The sequence below is a fragment of the Allokutzneria oryzae genome (assembly GCF_042429765.1).
Lineage (GTDB): Bacteria > Actinomycetota > Actinomycetes > Mycobacteriales > Pseudonocardiaceae > Allokutzneria > Allokutzneria oryzae.
Genome location: NZ_JBHLZU010000038.1, coordinates 1 through 20307, shown reverse-complemented (window position 1 = coordinate 20307; position 20307 = coordinate 1). Strand labels below are relative to the sequence as shown.

At 71.0% G+C, this 20307-nt stretch carries 4 protein-coding genes; all 4 read left to right on the top strand.

What is annotated here, in order from left to right; all coding sequences use genetic code 11:
* Positions 1–8747 (top strand): SDR family NAD(P)-dependent oxidoreductase (locus ACFFQA_RS38070; protein ID WP_446681702.1); only part of this gene is annotated, 8747 nt, incomplete at its 5' end.
* Positions 8744–13384, top strand: a complete 4641-nt coding sequence (locus ACFFQA_RS37805; RefSeq protein WP_446681701.1) for a type I polyketide synthase — start codon at positions 8744–8746, stop codon at positions 13382–13384. The genes ACFFQA_RS38070 and ACFFQA_RS37805, both read left to right, overlap by 4 nt.
* Entirely contained in the window at positions 13381–18483 is a 5103-nt protein-coding gene (locus ACFFQA_RS37800; protein ID WP_446681703.1) for an SDR family NAD(P)-dependent oxidoreductase, read from the top strand. Before ACFFQA_RS37805 ends, ACFFQA_RS37800 begins: the two co-directional genes overlap by 4 nt.
* A 15-nt stretch (positions 18484–18498) precedes the next feature.
* Positions 18499–20307: type I polyketide synthase (locus ACFFQA_RS37795; protein ID WP_377862633.1), on the top strand; the 1809-nt coding region annotated here is incomplete at its 3' end.

The window sequence follows — 20307 nt, the reverse complement described above, 5'->3', positions numbered from 1 at the left end:
CGCAGGGTGAGATCGCGGCTGCTGCGGTGTCGGGTGCTCTGTCGCTTGAGGACGCTGCTCTTGTGGTTGCGCTGCGGAGCAAGGCGATCCTGGCTCTGTCGGGCAAGGGCGGCATGGTCGCTGTTCCGCTTCCGGCGGACGAGGTCGAGCTGACCGAGGGCCTGTCGCTCGCCGCGATCAACGGGCCGAGGTCTGTCGTCGTCTCCGGTGACCCCGCTGCTCTTGACGCGCTGATGGAGTCCTGCGCGGCGCGTGATGTCCAGGCTCGGCGGGTTCCGGTGGACTACGCCTCGCATTCCGCGCACGTGGAGGAGCTGCGCGAGGAGCTGCTTCGGGTTCTGGGCACCGTCCAGCCACGTCGGCCGAGCATCCCGTTCGTGTCCACCGTGACCGGTGAGCGCATCGACGCGGCTGCCTTCGACGCCGAGTACTGGTACCGCAACCTCAGGCAGACCGTGCGCTTCGAGGAGGTCACCACCTCGCTCGTCGCGCAGGGCGAGGAGATCTTCGTTGAGTGCAGTCCGCATCCGGTGCTCGTCCAGGGCTTGGCCGGTGACGCGGTGGGTGTCGCTTCGTTGCGCCGCAACGAAGGCGGGCTCGGCCGGTTCCTGCTCTCCGTCGGCGAGGCACACGTCCGTGGTGTCGCCGCCGACTTCTCTCCGGCGTTCCCTGGCGCCCGTTTCACCGATCTGCCGACCTACGCGTTCCAGCGGCAGCGGTTCTGGCTCGACGCCGGTGCGCCCGCCGTTGCTGACCCGGTCGACGGGGAGTTCTGGCAGGCTGTGGAGCAGTCCGACCTGGAGCTGCTGACCAGCACACTGCGCGTGGACGGCTCCGACCCGCTGAGCGAGGTGCTGCCCGCCATGTCCGCGTGGCGGAAGGCGCGACGCGAAGAGTCCGTTGTGGACTCGTGGCGCTACGGCATCGGATGGCGCACGATTGCCGACACCACTTCGCGGCTGGCTGGAACCTGGCTTGTCGTGCACAACGGCGACACCACGGTGTTGGGCGCCCTCTCCGCACACGGTGCCGAAGTGGTCTCGGTTGAGATCGACCCGACCACTGTCGGCCGTGACTCCCTCGCCGCCCTGCTCCCAGACGGCGAGTTCGCCGGTGTGCTGTCGCTGCTGTCCACCGCTGAAGCCCCGCACGCTGAGCACCCGGGCATGGCCGCCGGTGTCGCTGCCACGGTGGCACTTGTGCAGGCATTGGGGGACAAGAGCATCAAAGCTCCACTGTGGACTGTTACGCGTGGAGCCGTCGCGGTCGGCGGTTCCGACCACGTGTCCAGCCCGGCGCAGTCCCAGGTGTGGGGCCTCGGCCGTGTCGCCGCGCTGGAGCACCCGGAGCGTTGGGGCGGGCTCATCGACCTTCCCACCACCGATGACGACCGGGCGCTCGCACGCCTCGTGTCGGTGCTGACCGGGATCGGTGAGGACCAGGTCGCGATCAGAGGCGGCGGCGTGTTCGCGCGGCGTTTGGAGCGCTCTACTCCATCCGGCCCAGTGCGTGGGTGGCGACCACGAGGCACGGTGCTCGTCACCGGCGGCACCGACGAGCTGGGCGGCCAGGTCGCCAAGTGGTTGGCGCGCAACGGTGCTGAGCGCCTGGTGCTGACCACGCCCGAGGCGACCGACACCGCCGCTCTGGAGGCTGAACTCGACACCCAGGTCTCCGTCGTCACGTGCGACCTGACGGATCGGGACGCGGTTTCCCAACTCTTGGCGGGAATCCCGGACCTGAGTGCGGTCCTGCACTGCTCGCCGACCGTCCCGATGACGGCGCTCGCCGAGACCGACCTCGCGGAGTTCGCCTCGGTCCTGGCCAGCAGGACCGCCGGTGCGCGGCACTTGGACGAGCTGCTCGACTACTCCAAGCTCGACGCCGTCGTCCTGTTCTCGTCCGTTGCCGGAGTCTGGGGCAGCGGAGGACAGGCCGCGTACTCGGCGGGCAACGCTTTCCTGGACGCGCTCGCGCAGGCGCGGCGGGCCGACGGGGCTCCGACGATCTCCATCGCGTGGAGCCCGTGGGAGGGGCCGGAGAACCAGGACGGCGTCGGGGCGGAGTTCCTGCGCCGCAGGGGTGTCCGGGCCATGGCCCCGGAGCTCGCGTTGACCGTGCTGCGCCAGGTGCTCGACCGCGACGAGCCGTTCGTGGCCGTCGCAGACCTGGACTGGGAGCGCTTCGGTCCCGGCTTCACGGCCGTGCGGACCAGCCCGCTGCTCGCCGACCTGCCGGAGTTCCAGCAGGTCACGACGGTGGCGGAGGAGGCGGCCGAGACAACGACCGGTTCCGAGCTGGCCCGCGACCTGCTCGCGCGGCCGGAGGCGGAGCGCGGCGGGGTCGTGCTCGACCTGGTCCGCGCCCAGCTGGCCGCCGTGCTGGAGCACTCCGGCCCCGAGGCTGTCTCGGTCGGCAAACCCTTCCGCGACCTGGGCTTCGACTCTCTGGCGGCCGTTGACCTGCGCAACCGGCTGGTCACCGCGACCGGGTTGAAGCTGCCCGCGACGCTGGTGTTCGACTACCCGACACCGGTGGTGCTCGCGGAGTTCCTGCTCGGTGAGCTGCTGGGCACCACCGCCGCTGCCGAGACCGCCGCCGTGACCGCTGTCGACGACGACCCGATCGCGATCGTGGGCATGGGCTGCCGTTTCCCCGGTGGCGTGCACACCCCGGACCAGCTGTGGCAGCTGGTGTCCGAGGGCCGCGACGCCGTGACCGACCTGCCGGTCAACCGCGGCTGGGACGTCGATGCCCTGTTCGACGTGACCCGCGCGAAGCCGGGAACCTCCTATGTGCGTCAGGGTGGGTTCCTGCACGACGCCGACGAGTTCGATGCGGCGTTCTTCGGGATCTCCCCGCGTGAGGCGCTGTCGATGGACCCGCAGCACCGGCTGCTGCTGGAGACGTCCTGGGAGGCGTGCGAGCGCGCCGGCATCGACCCGGTTTCCTTGCGCGGCAAGCGGGTCGGCGTGTTCGCGGGCACCAACGGTCAGCACTACATGCCGCTGCTCCAGGAAGACACCGAAGGCACCTTCGACGGGTACATCGCCACCGGCAACGCCGCGAGTGTCCTTTCCGGACGGTTGTCCTACACGTTTGGCCTCGAAGGACCCGCGGCCACGGTGGACACCGCCTGCTCGTCCTCGCTGGTCGCTGTGCACCTCGCGGCCCAGGCGCTGCGCAACGGCGAGTGCTCCCTGGCTCTGGCGGGTGGCGTGACGATCATGTCCACCCCGGACATGTTCGTGGAGTTCTCGAAACAGAACGGTCTGTCCGATGACGGTCGTTCGCGGGCCTTCGCCGCCGCCGCGACCGGGTTCGGCCTGGCCGAGGGCGTGGGCATGCTGGTGCTGGAGCGCCTGTCCGACGCGCGCCGCAACGGCCACCCGGTGCTCGCGGTCGTCCGGGGCTCCGCCGTCAACCAGGACGGCGCGTCCAACGGCCTGACCGCGCCGAACGGCCCGTCGCAGCAGCGTGTGATCCGCCAGGCCCTGGCCAGCGCAGGTCTGGGCCCGCACCAGGTCGAGGTCGTGGAGGCGCACGGCACGGGAACGACGCTGGGTGATCCGATCGAGGCGCAGGCGATCCTGGCGACCTACGGTCAGGATCGGGCGCGTCCGCTGCTGCTGGGCTCGTTGAAGTCCAACATCGGTCACACCCAGGCCGCCGCCGGTGTCGCGGGCATGATGAAGATGATCCTGGCGATGCGCCACGGGATCGCGCCAAGAACCCTGCACGTCGATGAGCCCACGCCGCAGGTCGACTGGTCGGCGGGCGAGGTGTCCCTGCTGACCGAGGCCGTGGAGTGGCCCGCCACCGGGGAACCACGGCGCGTGGCGGTGTCGTCCTTCGGGATCAGCGGCACCAACGCGCACGTGATCCTGGAGCAGGCGCCCGAGGTCGAGGCTGTCGTGCTGGCGGACGCGCCGGTCGCGCCGTGGGTGCTGTCGGCGAAGTCCGCCGACGCGCTGCGTGCCCAGGCCGCACAGCTGCTGTCCGTCGCGGACGACAAGGTCGCAGTCGGTGCCGCTTTGGCCGCCCGGTCGGAGTTCGAGCACCGCGCGGTGATCGTGGCCGACCACGCCGCCGGACTCCGCGCGCTGGCCGAGGGAGAGACGGTTCCCGGCATTGCCGAGGGCGTCGCCCGGCCGGTGTTCGTGTTCCCCGGTCAGGGGTCGCAGTGGTCCGGCATGGCCGTGGAGCTGCTGACGGAGCCGGTGTTCGCGGAGTCGATGGAGGCGTGTGCCGCTGCTCTTGCCCCGCACGTGGAGTGGGATCTGTTCGAAGAGTTGAACGGTCCCCTCGAAAAGGTCGACGTCGTCCAGCCGGTGTTGTGGGCGGTGATGGTGTCTCTGGCCGCTCTGTGGCGGTCGTACGGGGTTGAGCCTGCGGCCGTTGTTGGTCATTCGCAGGGTGAGATCGCCGCTGCTGCGGTGTCGGGTGCTCTGTCGCTTGAGGACGCTGCGCTGGTGGTCGCGTTGCGCAGCAAGGCGATTCTCGCGTTGTCGGGCAAGGGTGGGATGGTGTCGGTGGCATTGTCCGACGTTGAGCTGACCGAGGGTCTGTCGGTCGCGGCGATGAACGGTCCTAACGCGACAGTCGTCTCCGGTGATCCGGCGGCTCTGGAAGCTCTGGTGCAGCGGTGTGAGGCTCGGGGTGTCCGGGCGCGGGTGATCCCGGTGGACTACGCGTCGCACTCCGCGCATGTTGAGGCCCTTGAAGAGGAGTTGACGCGGGTTCTTGCGCCGATCAAGCCTCGCTCGTCGGAGATCCCGTTCTATTCCACGGTGACGGCCGCGAAGATCGACACTTCGGAGTTGGACGCGGGGTACTGGTACCGGAACCTGCGCCAGACCGTGCGGTTCCATGAGACGGTGTCGCAGCTCGATGGCCTGTTCATCGAGTGCAGTGCGCATCCAGTGTTGACTATGGGGATCGACGGTCCGGCGGTCGGTTCGCTGCGCCGGGACGAAGGGGGACTGGAGCGGTTCCTGACCTCCGTCGGCGAGGCGTACACCCACGGCGCGCCCGTGGACTGGACGGTGGTCTACCCACGCACACCCGTGCTGGATCTGCCCACGTACCCGTTCCAGCGCCAGCGGTACTGGCCGAAAACCGTCGCAGGGCGCGTCGGCGACATGACCGCCGCCGGGCTCGGACCGGCCGGTCACCCGCTGTTGGGAGCGGCCGTCGCGCTAGCCGAGCAGGACGGGTTCCTGTTCACCGGACGGTTGTCCGCCGCCACTCATCCGTGGCTGGCCGACCACTCCGTCTTCGGGTCGATCCTGTTGCCCGGCACGGCTTTCGTGGAGCTGGCGATCCGCGCGGGTGACCAGGCGGGCTGCTCGCACCTGGAGGAGCTGACGCTTCAGGCGCCCCTCGTCCTCCCGGAGCGCGGGGCGGTTGCCGTGCAGCTCGTGGTCGGAGCGGAGGACTCGGGCCGCCGCACGTTCAGCCTGCACTCGCGTCAGGACGACGAGCAGCCGTGGACGCGGCACGCCACTGGCGTCCTGTCCGCCGAGTCGCACGACAGCGGCGCTGACATGTCCGCGTGGCCGCCCGCCGGTGCCGAGCCGATCGACCTCAGCGACCGCTACGAAATGCTTGCCGCGCAGGGATATGTCTACGGCCCCTCATTCCAGGGCCTGCGGGCCGCGTGGCGCAGCGGCGACGAGGTGTACGCCGAGGTCACCGTGCCCGAGGCTGACGGTTACGCGATGCACCCGGCCCTGCTGGACGCCGCCGTGCAGGCGGTCGGGCTCGGATCGGTGCTGGAGGACTCCACACGGGCCAGGCTCCCGTTCTCCTGGAGCGGGGTCAGCCTGCACGCCACCGGAGCCACCTCGCTGCGGGTGCGGATCACGCCAGCCGGGCAGGACGCGGTGAGCATCGCGCTCGCAGACACGGCCGGGCAGCCCGTGGCCGACATCGCCGCGCTGGTGCTCCGCCCCGTTGACGCCGACCAGCTCGAAGCCGCTCAGGTCCTCTACCACCTGGGCTGGACGGAGCTGGCTCCCGCCGAGGCTTCGCCGCTGTCCGCCGTTGTCATCGGGACGGAAGCGTTCGGCCTCCCGAGCTACCCGGACCTCGCCGCACTGGCGGATGCGGATCTGCCGGAGTGGGTCTTCCTGGTCAACGCGCCGGGAACGGCGGAGGAGGCGCGCGGCCGGACGACCGACACCGTGCGGCTGCTCCAGGAGTGGTTGACAGAAGACCGATTCGCCGACACTCGCCTCGTCGTGGTGACACGAGGCGCGGTGGCCGTGCACGACGACGTCAGCGACCTCGGGAACAGTCCACTGTGGGGACTCGTCCGATCGGCGCAGCTGGAGAACCCGGACCGCTTCGTGCTGCTGGACATCGACGAGCACGAGGACTCCATCGCCGCCCTGCCGTCCGCGCTCGCCACTGGCGAACCGCAGCTGGCGGTCCGCCGGGGAACGGTGTTCGCGGCGCGTCTGGCGCGGACGGACGACGCGCTGTCCGATCCGGGTGGGCTGTGGCGCCTGGACGTCACCGAGGAGGGCACCCTCGCCAACCTCGCGCTCCTGCCGTACACCCCGGAACCTTTGGGGGAGGGGCAGATCCGTGTTGAGGTCCGCGCCACCGGCCTCAACTTCCGCGACGTGCTGATCGCGCTCGGCATGTACCCGGAGCGCGCCCTGATGGGCAGCGAGGGCTCCGGCGTGGTGGCCGAGGTCGGGCCGGGCGTGACCGGGATCGAGCCGGGGGACGAGGTCTTCGGTCTGTTCTCCGGGGCGTTCGGGCCGGAGACCGTCACCGACCACCGCGTCGTGGCGAAGATCCCCGAAGGCTGGTCGTTCACCCAGGCCGCTTCGGTGCCGATCGTGTTCCTCACCGCCTACTACGCGCTGAAGGACCTCGGCGGGCTGAAGTCCGGTGAGTCGGTGCTGATCCACGCCGCCGCCGGTGGCGTGGGCATGGCGGCCGTCCAGCTGGCCCAGCACTGGGGCGCGACGGTGTTCGCCACCGCCAGCCCCGGCAAGTGGGACGTGCTGCGCGCCCAGGGGATCGAGCACATCGCGTCCTCGCGGAACCTGGACTTCGAGCGGGAGTTCGGTCGCGTGGACGTCGTGCTGAACTCCCTCGCCAGGGAGTTCGTGGACGCCTCGCTGCGGATGGCCGAAGGCGGCCGGTTCGTGGAGATGGGCAAGACCGATGTCCGCACGGACGTGTCCACTGTGGATTACAAGGCGTTCGACCTGATGGACGCCGGACCGGATCGGCTCGGCGAGATCCTGGGCGAGCTGCTGGAGCTCTTCGCCGCGGGGGTGCTGCGGCCGTTGCCGACGCGGACGTGGGACGTGCGCCGCGCTCCGGAGGCGTACCGGTTCCTCAGCCAGGCCAAGCACATCGGCAAGCTCGTGCTGACCGTTGGCCCCCGCACGGCCGAGCACGGAACGGTGCTGATCACGGGCGCGACCGGAACGTTGGGCTCGGTCATCGCCAAGCACCTCGTCACCCGGCACGGGGTCAACGACCTGGTGCTGGCCAGCCGACGCGGACCGGAAGCGCCCGGAGCCGACGAGCTGGCCGAGGAGCTGGCAGAGCTCGGTGTCACCGCGCGGATCGTGGCGTGTGACGCCGCCGATCGGGCGGCGCTGGCCGAACTGGTCGCGCAGACTCCGGACCTCACCGGTGTCGTGCACGCGGCGGGGCTGCTCGACGACTGCGTCCTGGGATCGTTGACCCGGGAACGGATCGACGCCGTGCTGCGGCCGAAGGTGGACGCGGCGTGGAACCTGCACGAGCTGACCCGCGACCACGAGCTGTCGATGTTCGTGCTGTTCTCGTCGGTGTCCGGAACGTTGGGCAGCCCAGGACAGGCCAACTACGCCGCCGCCAACGCCTTCCTGGACGCGCTCGCCGTGCACCGCAGGGCGAACGGGCTGCCCGCGCAGTCCCTGGCATGGGGCTTGTGGGAGCAGGCGACGGGCATGACCGGGCACCTCGGCGACACCGACCTGAACCGGATGACCAAGGCCGGTGTGACCGCACTGTCCACAACGGACGGTCTCGCGCTGTTCGACGCGGCCCTCGCCACGGACCGGGCCACGGTGGTGCCGATCCGGCTCGACCTGCCGACATTGCGCGCGTCGAGCATCTTGCCTGCCGCGCTCAGCGATCTGACCGGAGCGCGGACCCGGCGCGTCGCCGCGGCCGAGACCTCCGGCGGAGACGCGCTGGCCACCCGGCTCGCCGCGACCCCGCGGGCCGACCGGGAGCGAGTGCTGCTGGACCTGGTGCGCGGGAACGTGGCCACGGTCCTCGGACACGCGTCGGCGGCGTCGATCGAGCCACGACGCGCGTTCCAGGAGGTCGGCTTCGACTCGCTGACCGCCGTCGAGCTGCGCAACCGGCTCAACGCGGCCACCGGGCTGCGGCTGCCCCCGACACTGGTCTTCGACTACCCGACCCCGGTCGCGCTCGCCGAGCACCTTCGCGCCGAGCTGCTGCCGGAGGAGGGGCAGGGCGCCACACCGCTGCTGGCCGAGCTGGACCGGCTGGAGGCGGTGCTGGCCACGATCGCGCCGGACGACGTCTCCGCGATCGCCCCGGACGAGGACAGCCGCGCGGAGATCACCTCGCGGATCAAGTCCCTGCTCACGCGGTGGACCGACGCGCAGGGTGGCCCGGCGGGGGGCGGGGTGGCCGAGCGGATCGACGCGGCCAGCGACGACGACCTCTTCGACTTCATCGACAGCACGTTCGGACGCGGGTGAGTGGGATGGCCAACGAGGACAAGCTCAGGGAGTACCTCAAGCGGGTCGTGACCGACCTGCACGAGACCACCGAGCGGTTGCGGGAGGTCACCGACGCCGAACACGAGCCGGTCGCGATCGTCGGCATGGCCTGCCGCTTCCCCGGCGGCGTGCGCACGCCGGAGGACCTGTGGCGGCTGGTGGACGACGGCGGCGACGCGGTGACTCCGTTCCCCACCGACCGGGGCTGGGACCTGTCCTCATTGGACGGTGACTCCAGCACCAGCCAGGGCGGGTTCGTGCACGACGCGGGCGAGTTCGACGCGGCGTTCTTCGGGATCTCCCCGCGTGAGGCGCTGTCGATGGACCCGCAGCAGCGGCTGCTGCTGGAGACCTCGTGGGAAGCCTTCGAGCGCGCGGGCATCGACCCGGAGTCGGTGCGCGGCAGCCAGACCGGCGTGTTCGCCGGAGCGTGGTACTCCGGCTACGTCGAGGCGATCAAGCGGTCCTCCCAGGGCCTGGACGGATTCCTGCTCAGTGGCGGGGCGTCCAGCTTCGTGTCCGGCCGCGTCTCCTACGTGCTCGGTCTCGAAGGACCGACGTTCACAGTGGACACCGCGTGCTCGTCGTCCCTGGTGGCGTTGCACCTGGCCGTGGCGGCGCTGCGCAGACGTGAGTGCGGCATCGCCCTCGCGGCCGGTGTGACGATCATGTCCGGACCGGACACCTTCGTGGAGTTCAGCCGCCAGGGCGGGGTGTCCGGGGACGGCCGCTGCAAGGCGTTCGCCGCGTCGGCCGATGGGTTCGGGCCGTCCGAGGGCGCCGGAGTCCTTGTGCTGGAACGACTCTCTGACGCTGTTCGCAACGGCAGGGAGATCCTCGCCGTGGTGCGCGGGTCGGCGGTCAACTCCGACGGCGCGTCCAACGGGCTCACCGCGCCCAACGGCCCCTCGCAGCGGCGCGTCATCAAGCGGGCTCTCGCCGACGCGCGTCTCGGCGCGGCGCAGATCGACGTGGTGGAGGCGCACGGAACCGGTACGGCGCTGGGTGATCCGATCGAGGCGCAGGCGGTCATCGCGACGTACGGTCAGGACCGGGAGCGTCCGCTGCTGCTGGGGTCGGTGAAGTCGAACATCGGTCACACGCAGGCCGCCGCGGGCGTGGCGGGCGTGATCAAGATGGTGCACGCGATGCGGCACGGTGTCGTGCCCCGCACCCTGCACGTGGACGAGCCGACCCCCAAGGTGGACTGGTCGGCGGGCTCGGTGGCGCTGGCCACGGAGCGGGTGGCGTGGCCGGACACCGGTCAGCCCCGTCGCGCCGCGGTGTCGTCCTTCGGGATGAGCGGCACCAACGCGCACGTGATCCTGGAACAGGCGCCAGCTGCCGAGCAGAAGGAGAAGGGCACTCACCGCGAGATCCCGTGGGTGCTGTCGGCGAAGTCCCCGGCGGCGTTGCGGGCCCACGCTGCCCAGCTTCTGTCCGCTGTGGACAGTGACCTCCTGGATGTGGGCCACTCCCTGGCCCAGACGCGAGCGCGGCTGGAGCACCGGGCCGTGGTGGTGGGCTCCACCGCCGAGGAGTTCCGGCAGGGACTGCGCGAGATCGCGGACGGCGTCACCGCTCCGGTCACCGTGGTCGAAGGCGCGGACCGTCCGGTGTTCGTGTTCCCGGGTCAGGGTTCGCAGTGGTCCGGCATGGCCGTCGAGCTGCTCGCCGAGCCGGTGTTCGCGGAGTCGATGGAGGCGTGTGCGGCTGCGTTGAAGCCGCATGTTGAGTGGGATCTGTTCGAGGAGTTGAACGGCCCCCTTGAGCGCGTGGACGTTGTTCAGCCGGTGTTGTGGGCTGTGATGGTGTCCCTGGCCGCGCTGTGGCGGTCGTACGGGGTTGAGCCTGCGGCCGTGATCGGTCATTCGCAGGGTGAGATCGCGGCTGCTGCGGTGTCGGGTGCGTTGTCGCTTGAGGATGCTGCGCTGGTGGTTGCTTTGCGGAGCAAGGCGATTCTCGCGTTGTCGGGCAAGGGCGGCATGGTGTCGGTGGCCTCGCCTGAGGTTGAGCTGACCGAGGGCCTGTCCATCGCGGCGGTGAACGGTCCGAACGCGACAGTTATCTCGGGTGATCCGGCTGCCTTGGATGCTCTGGTGAAGCGTTGTGAGGCTCAGGGTGTCCGCGCCAGGGTGATTCCGGTGGACTACGCCTCCCACTCCGCGCACGTTGAAGCCCTTGAAGAGGAGTTGGCGCGCGTTCTCGCGCCGATCCGACCGCGCTCGGCGGAGATTCCCTTCTACTCCACGGTGACCGGTGCGCCGATCGACACGGTAGAGCTGGACGCCGGGTATTGGTATCGCAACTTGAGACAGACCGTTCTGTTCCACGAGACGGTGTCGCAGTTGGATGGCGTGTTCATCGAGTGCAGTGCGCATCCGGTGTTGACGATGGGGATCGACGCTCCGGCGGTGGGGTCGCTGCGTCGCGACGAGGGCGGGCTGAAGCGGTTCCTGACCTCCGTGGGCGAGGCGTTCGCGCACGGTGTTCCCGTTGACTGGTCCACGGTGCTCTCCGGTGGGCGGCGCGTCGACCTGCCGACGTATCCGTTCCAGCGGCAGCGGTACTGGCTCCAGGCCGACCCCGCGTTCACCGCTGACCCCGTCGAGACGGAGTTCTGGGCCGCAGTCGGCAGCGGCGACGCCGACGAGGTCGCCAAGGTCATCGGTGCCGACGCCGACCAGCTCGGCGCGGCACTGCCCGCACTGGCCTCCTGGCACCGCAACCGCCGCGACCGTTCCACAGTGGACTCCTGGCGCTACCGCATTGACTGGAAGCCCCTCGCCGAGAGCACTGCCGCGCTCACCGGTACTTGGCTCGAACTGGTGCCGGTCGGCACGGCGCCGGTGCTGGAGGGCTCGACCGTCCTCGAACTCGGCGTGAGCACCCGTGAGGAGATCGCGGCGCGGCTGCGCGAGGTGCCCGGCCCTGTTGCAGGAGTGCTCTCGCGGCTGTCGCTCGACGAGACCGGCGCACCCGGTGTGACCACTGGCTTCGCTGCCACTGTCGCGCTCGTGCAGGCGCTCGGCGACCTGGGGATCACCGCCCCGTTGTGGCTCGCCACCGAGAACGCGGTCGGCGATGCGCCGAACCCGGTGCAGGCGCAGCTGTGGGGCCTCGGGCTCGTCATGGGACTTGAGCACCCTGACCGCTGGGGCGGCCTCGTCGATCTCCCGTCCGAAGTGGACGATCGAGTGCGGGCGCTGCTGGCCGGTGTGCTGGGTGGAACGACCGAGGACCAGGTCTCGATCCGCAAGGACGGTGTGTCCGCCAGGCGACTCGTCCGGGCTGCCCCGGCCGGTTCCGGCGCGCCGAGGTGGCGGCCGGAGGGGACTGTCCTGGTCACCGGAGGGACCGGTGCGCTCGGTGCGCACGTGGCGCGGTGGCTGGCTCGGGCCGGTGCCGAACGCCTCGTGCTGACCAGCCGCAGGGGCTTGGACGCCCCGGGAGCGGTGGAGCTGCGCGACGAGCTGGCGGAGCTCGGCCCGGAGGTGGTGATCGCGGCCTGCGACGTCGCCGACCGCGACTCCCTCGCCGCGTTGATCGCCGAGCAGGACAAGCCGATCCGCTCGGTCGTGCACGCCGCCGGAGTCGGTGACGGTGCCGCGCTCATGACCACCACGGTGGACGAGGTCGCCGACGCGTTCTCCGCCAAGGTGAGCGGCGCGGCCAACCTCGACGCGCTGTTGCCGGACCTGGACGCGTTCGTGTTGTTCTCCTCCAACGCCGGGGTGTGGGGCAGCGGCGGTCTCGGCGCGTACGCCGCGGCCAACGCCTACCTCGACGCGTTGGCGCGGCGCCGCCGCGCGGACGGGCGTCCCGCGACCTCGGTCGCGTGGGGGCTGTGGGCGGGCGCGGGCATGGCGGAGGGCTCCAGCGAGGAGTTCCTGCGTCGCCGCGGCCTGCGACCGATGGCATCGGAGCTGGCGATCTCCGCTCTGCACCGAGCGATCGACCGGGACGAGTCCTTCCTCGCGGTCGCCGACGTGGACTGGTCGCGGTTCGTGCCCGGTTACACCTCGGCCCGGCAGCGTCCACTGATCGGTGACCTCCCCGAGGTTCGTGCGGTCCTCGACGTCGCGACAGCCGAGAGCGACGCCGGAGCCGAACTGCGCGCCCAGCTCGCCGCCCAGCCGGAGACGGAGTGGGACCGCACGCTGCTGGGGCTCGTGCGGGTCCACGTCGCCGCCGTCCTCGGTCACTCCACTGTGGACAACGTGGAGTCCGGGAAGGCTTTCCGCGAGCTGGGCTTCGACTCGCTGACCGCGGTCGAGCTGCGGAACCGGCTGACCGCGGCCACCGGGCTGGTTCTACCGGCCACCCTGGTCTTCGACCACCCGACGCCCACCGCGCTGGTGAAGCTGCTGCGCGAGCTGCTGGAGCTGGACGCGCCCGAGGCCGATCCCCGGGAGGCCGAGGTGCGGCGCGCACTCGCCCGGCTGCCGCTGAGCCGCCTGCGCGAGGCAGGGCTGCTGGACGCGCTGCTCGACCTCGCCGGTGCGCCGGAGGACGCCGCGCCCGGGGTCAGCGCCTCGATCGACGAGATGGACCACGACGAGCTGTTGCGGCTGGCCCTGTCCGACAGCCCCTCCGAGACCGAAGTGTGGAGCTGAAGATGACCGCGCCCAACGAGAAGGTGTTCGAGGCGTTGCGGGCCTCGCTGAAGGAGACCGAACGGCTCCGGCAGCAGAACCGGCAGCTCGCCTCGGCCGCCAGGGAGCCGATCGCGATCGTCGGGATGGCCTGCCGCTACCCCGGCGGCGTCGACTCGCCGGAAGCGTTGTGGCGCCTGGTTGACGACGGCCGCGACGTGATCGGTGACATGCCGGGCGACCGGGGCTGGGACGTCGAGGCGATCTACCACCCCGACCCCGGTCACCCCGGCACCACCTACGCCCGCGAGGGCGGGTTCCTCGCCGACGCCACCCGCTTCGACGCCGGGTTCTTCGGGATCAGCCCGCGTGAGGCGCTGGCCATGGACCCGCAGCAGCGGGTGCTGCTGGAGTCGGCGTGGGAGGTCTTCGAGCGCGCCGGGATCGATCCGGCGTCCGTGCGCGGCAGCCGGACCGGCGTGTTCATCGGCGCCTCCTACCAGGGCTACGGCCAGGGGCCCGCGCCGGAGGGCTCCGAGGGGTACCTGCTGACCGGCAACGCCTCCGCGGTGGTGTCGGGCCGGATCGCCTTCGCGCTCGGCCTGGAGGGGCCGACCCTCACGGTGGACACGGCGTGCTCGTCGTCGTTGGTCGCGCTGCACCTCGCCGGCCAGGCGCTGCGGCAGCGGGAGTGCGCGCTCGCCGTGGTCGGCGGTGTCGCGGTGATGTCCAACCCCGGCGCCTTCGTCGAGTTCTCCCGCCAGCGCGGCCTCGCCCCCGACGGCCGCTGCAAGTCCTTCTCCGCCGCCGCCGACGGCACCGGCTGGGGTGAGGGCGTGGGAACCCTGCTGCTGGAGCGGCTCTCCGACGCACGGCGCAACGGTCACCGGGTGCTCGCGGTGGTTCGCGGAAGCGCGGTCAACTCCGACGGCGCGTCCAACGGGCTCTCCGCGCCCAGCGGACCGGCCCAGCAGCGCGTGATCAACGACGCGCTGGCCAACGCGCGGCTGTCGGCGGACCAGATCGACGCGGTCGAGGCCCACGGAACCGGCACGGTGCTGGGCGATCCCATTGAGGCACAAGCACTTCTGGCCACCTACGGGCAGGATCGGGCCCAGCCGCTCCTGCTCGGGTCGCTGAAGTCCAACATCGGGCACACCCAGGCCGCCTCCGGGGTCGCCGGTGTGATCAAGATGGTGCAGGCCATGCGGCACGGTGTGCTGCCCCGCACCCTGCACGTGGACGAGCCCTCGCCGCACGTGAACTGGTCGGCGGGCGCGGTCTCGCTGCTCACCGAGCCGCAGGAGTGGCACGTCACGGACCGTCCACGCCGGGCCGCGGTGTCGTCGTTCGGGGTGAGTGGCACCAACGCGCACGTGATCCTGGAGCAGGCGCCACCCGCCGAGTCCGACGAGGCCACCGGGTTCACCAGTGAGGGCGTGGCGCCGTGGACGGTCTCCGCGCGGACACCTGAGGCGCTGCGCGCCCAGGCTTCCCGGTTGTTGCCCCTGGTCGGCGAGTCGCCGGTCGATGTGGCGTTCTCGCTGGCGACCTCCCGCGCCGCACTCGAACACCGTGCGGTGGTCGTCGGCGACCTGCGGGAAGGGCTGACGGCGTTGTCCTCCGGTGAGCGTTCGACCGCGCTCGTGACCGGTGCGGTGACGGAAGGCCGCCTGGCGTTGTTGTTCTCCGGTCAGGGTTCGCAGCGTCTGGGTATGGGGCGTGAGCTGTACGAGGCGTTCCCGGTGTTCCGTGCGGCCTTTGATGAGGTCGGGGCCGCTGTCCGGGATGTGATCTTCGGCGGCGACGCGTCGGTTTTGGATCGGACGGCCAACACGCAGCCCGCCTTGTTTGCGGTCGAGGTGGCGTTGTTCCGGTTGTTCGAGTCGTGGGGTGTTCGGCCTGATTTCTTGATCGGGCATTCGGTCGGCGAGTTGGCCGCCGCGCATGTCGCCGGTGTGTTGGGCGTTGAGGATGCGCTGACGCTGGTGACTGCTCGTGCTCGGTTGATGGAGGCGTTGCCGTCCGGTGGGGCGATGGTTGCGGTTCAGGCCGCTGAGGATGCGATCGAGCTGACCGAGGGTGTGAGCATCGCGGCCGTGAACGGGCCGACCTCGGTGGTGCTCTCGGGTGACGAGAGCGCGGTGGTGGCTCTGGCTGAGTCGCTGGGTGTGAAGACCAAGCGGCTTCGTGTCAGTCACGCGTTCCACTCGCATCACATGGACGGCATGTTGGCGGAGTTCCGGCGTGTCGCGGAGGGGTTGACCTACGCGGCTCCGACGATCCCGGTCGTTTCTAACCTCACCGGTGAGGTGGTTACCGAGTTCACCGCTGACTACTGGGTACGGCATGTTCGTGAGGCTGTTCGGTTCGCAGACGGGGTGAAGACCCTGGAGGACCTGGGTGTGACCACGATGGTCGAACTCGGTCCCGATGGCGTGTTGAGCGCCATGGTTGACGCGGTGGCGGTTCCGGCTCTGCGCAAGGACCGCGGCGAGGTGTTGAGTGCGCTGACCGCGCTGTCCACCGTGTATGTCCACGGTGGAGAGGTCGACTGGACCAAGGTGCTGCCCGCCGGACGGCTCGTCGATCTACCGACGTATCCGTTCCAGCGGGAGCGGTACTGGCTCAACTCCGAAGCGGCGCGGACCGCGAGCGGCCACCCGATGCTCGATGCGGTGGTGGAGCTGCCGGACGGCGTTGCCCTCACCGGCCGGTTGTCGCTGAGCGCGCAGCCGTGGCTTGCCGACCACGCGGTCGCGAACAACGTTCTGGTGCCCGGAACAGCGTTCGTCGAACTCGCCGCGCACGCCGCCGAGAGCGTCGGCCTGGACCGGATCGAGGAGCTGACCCTCGAAGCGCCGTTGACCGTGCCCTCCACCGGTGCCGTGGACCTGCGCGTCAGCGTGGTGGACCACGAGATCACCGTGCACTCGCGGATCGACGGTGACCAGGAGTGGACCCGGCACGCCACGGGCACGCTCGCGAGCGGTGCCGGTGACGCCGAGTACCTGCGGGGGCAGTGGCCGCCGGCGGACGCCATCGCGCAGAACATCGACGGGTACTACGACCGGCTCACCGACACCGGATACGGCTACGGACCCACGTTCCAGGGTTTGACCGCCGCGTGGAAGCAGGGCGACGCGGTCCTCGCCGAGGTGACGCTGCCGGTCGAAGGCACCGGCTTCGGATCGCACCCCGCGTTGATGGACGCCGCCCTGCACGCGGTGGGGCTCGGCGGGTTCTTCCCGGACACCGGCCAGGCCCGGCTGCCCTTCGCGTGGCGTGATGTCACCATGCACGCCAAGGGAGTTACCGAGGTGCGCGTGCGCGTCACCGCCGCCGGCCCGGACGCGGTGTCCGTGCTGATCACCGACCGCTCGGGTGCTCCGGTCGTCTCGGTGGAGTCCCTCGTGCTCCGTCCACTGTCGACGGTCCAGGCCGACTCGCTGTTCCGGATCGACTGGACCGAAGTGCCAGTGCCCTCGGAGATCGGGGAGAGCGCCGACACGGTCTTCCACGTGCCCAGCGCGACCGGCGAGGTCCCCGACGCTGTGCGCGCGGTGACCGCGGAGGTCCTTGAGGTCGTGCGCGACTGGCTCGCGGGGGAGTCCACCGGCCGGTTGGCGCTGGTCACCAGGGGAGTCCTTGAGGGCGATCTCGTCTCGGCCTCGGTGTGGGGACTGGCACGGGCCGCGCAGGCCGAGCACCCCGACCGCATCGTCCTGCTCGACCTGGACGACGACGCCGATCTCGCCGCAGCGCTCGCCAGCGGGGAGCCGCAGGTCGCCGCGCGGGCCGGGACCCTGCTTGTTCCCCGGCTGGCCAGGGCCGAAGTGTCCACACCGGACATGAAGCTCACCGGGACCGTCCTGGTCACCGGAGCCACCGGCACACTGGGCCGCCTCGTCGCGAAGCACCTGGTCACCGCGCACGGCGTCGGCAGCCTGCTGCTGGCCAGCCGCGGCGGTATGTCCGCGCCGGGGGCCGGCGAGCTGGTCGATGAGCTGACCGGGCTAGGCGCCGAGGTCAGCCTGGTGGCGTGCGACGTCGCCGACCGGGAGGCGCTGCGAGCGCTGCTGGACGGACGCGAGCTCGCCGGTGTCGTGCACACCGCCGGTGTCATCGACGACGGCGTGATCGAGTCGATGACACCGGACAGGCTCGACACCGTCCTGCGGCCGAAGGTGGACGCGGCGTGGAACCTGCACGAGCTGACCCGCGACCACGACCTCTCGATGTTCACGATGTTCTCCTCGGCCGCCGGAGTCCTCGGCAGTCCGGGGCAGTCGAACTACGCCGCCGCCAACGGGTTCCTGGACGCGCTCGCCGAGCACCGCGCTCAGCTGGGGCTGCCCGGCCTGTCACTGGCGTGGGGCCTGTGGGCGACCGAGGACGGCATGGCGGGTGGTCTCGCCGAGGCCGACCGGGGCCGGATGACCCGTTCCGGGGTGGCCGGACTGACCCCGGCACAGGGGCTCGCGCTCTTCGACGCCGCGCACGCCACCACCGAGCGCGTTGTCGTGCCAATCCGGCTGGACCTCGCCGCGCCGCGGTCCCAGCCGATTCCCGCCATGCTGCGCGGACTGGTGCGGACGAAGCCCGGCAAAGCCGCTCCGGACTCGTCGAACGCGCTGCGCGAGCGGCTCGCCTCGCTGTCCACTGTGGAGCGTCAGGCGGCGCTGGTCGATCTCGTCACCGGGCAGGCCGCCGCCGTCCTCGGCCACTCCTCGGCGAGCGCGATCGGGGAGGACCGGGCGTTCACCGACCTCGGCTTCGACTCGCTGACGGCCGTGGAGCTGCGCAACGGGCTCACCGCCGCCACCGGGCTGCGGCTGCCCGCCACGCTGGTCTTCGACCATCCGACACCCGCGGCGCTGGCCGAGCGGCTGCTCGCCGACCTGCCAGGGGACGCAACGCCCGCCCGGCCCGCCGTGCTCGACCGGCTCGACCAGGTGGCCGACGACCTCGCCGGGCTGCCGGAGGAGACCAGGGGCGAGGTGGCCGCGCGGCTGCGGCGGCTGCTGGAGGAGGTCTCCGACCGGCCCCGGCCCGAGGTGGTGGACCGGCTCGACTCCGCGAGTGACGACGAGCTGTTCGCCTTCCTCGACCAGTCCTGACTCGAACTCTCTCTGATGCCTCGAAGGGGGCGACGTGTCACCAACGAAGACTCGCTTGCGGGGTCGAGCAGCATGAGCAACGAAGACAAGCTCCGGGACTACCTCAAGCGCGCCATCGCCGACCTGCAGCAGGCGCGGGAGCGTCTCCAGGAGGTCGAGGCCGGGGAGCAGGAGCCGATCGCGATCGTCGGGATGAGCTGCCGCTACCCCGGTGGTGTCAGCACGCCGGAGCAGCTGTGGGGCCTGGTGGCCGAGGGCCGCGACGCGATCTCGCCGTTCCCCGACGACCGCGGCTGGGACGTCGACGGCCTCTACCACCCCGATCCTGACCACCCCGGAACCACGTACGTGCGGGAGAGCGGGTTCCTCCGCGGCGCGGCCGAGTTCGACCCGGCGTTCTTCGGGATCTCGCCGCGTGAGGCGCTGGCGATGGACCCGCAGCAGCGGTTGCTGCTGGAGACCTCGTGGGAGGCGTTCGAGAGGGCCGGGATCGACCCGCACTCGGTGCGCGGCACGGCGGTCGGCGTGTTCGCGGGCGTGATGTACCACGACTACGGGACCAGGCTGGACGTCGTGCCGGACGGCCTGGAGGGCTACCTCGGAAACGGCAGCGCGGGCAGCGTCGCCTCCGGCCGCATCGCCTACACCCTCGGCCTTGAGGGTCCGGCGGTCACCCTGGACACGGCGTGCTCCTCGTCGTTGGTGGCGATGCACCTGGCTGGTCAGGCGCTGCGCAAGGGCGACTGCACCATGGCGCTCGCCGGTGGCGTCACCGTCATGTCCAGCCCCGGCGCGTTCGTGGAGTTCTCCCGCCAGCGCGGCCTCGCCCCCGACGGCCGCTGCAAGGCGTTCTCCGCATCGGCCGACGGAACGAGCTGGGGCGAGGGCATCGGCATGCTCCTGCTGGAGCGGCTCTCCGACGCCCAGCGCAACGGGCACCCGGTCCTCGCGGTGATCAAGGGCTCCGCGGTCAACCAGGACGGCGCGTCGAACGGCCTGACCGCGCCGAACGGCCCGTCGCAGCAGCGCGTCATCCGTGCCGCGTTGGACGCCGCCCGACTGTCCACTTCGGACGTGGACGTGGTGGAGGCGCACGGCACCGGGACCTCGCTCGGTGACCCGATCGAGGCGCAGGCGATCATCGCCACCTACGGTCAGCGGCGGAACCGTCCGCTGTGGCTCGGGTCGTTGAAGTCCAACATCGGTCACACCCAGGCCGCCGCCGGAGTCGGTGGTGTCATCAAGATGGTGATGGCCCTGCGCAACGGCCTGATGCCGAAGACCCTGCACGTCTCCGAGCTTTCCCCGCACGTGGACTGGTCGGCGGGATCGGTGTCGGTGCTGACCGAGGCCCAGCCGTGGCCGGAGACCGGGCGTGAGCGCCGCGCCGCTGTGTCCTCCTTCGGCGTGAGCGGCACCAACGCGCACGTGATCCTGGAGCAGGCCCCGCAGGTCGAACCGGCCCCGGAGCCCGCGGCCACCGTGGTCCCGTGGGTGCTGTCCGGGGCGACGGAGCAGGCCCTGCGCGCGCAAGCGGGACAACTGCTGTCCACTGTGGACCTGAACCCCGTCGACGTGGGCCACTCCCTGGCGACCGGGCGAGCCGCGCTGGAGCAGCGCGCCGTGGTGGTCGGCGACTACCGCACAGCTCTGGAGTCCCTCGTCGCCGGTGAGCCGAACCCTGCCTTGGTGCGCGGCACCGCCGCCCCCGGCAAGATCGCCTTCGTCTTCCCCGGTCAGGGTTCGCAGTGGTCCGGCATGGCGGTGGAGCTGCTGTCGGAGCCAGTTTTCGCTGAGTCGATGCAGGCGTGTGCTGCTGCGTTG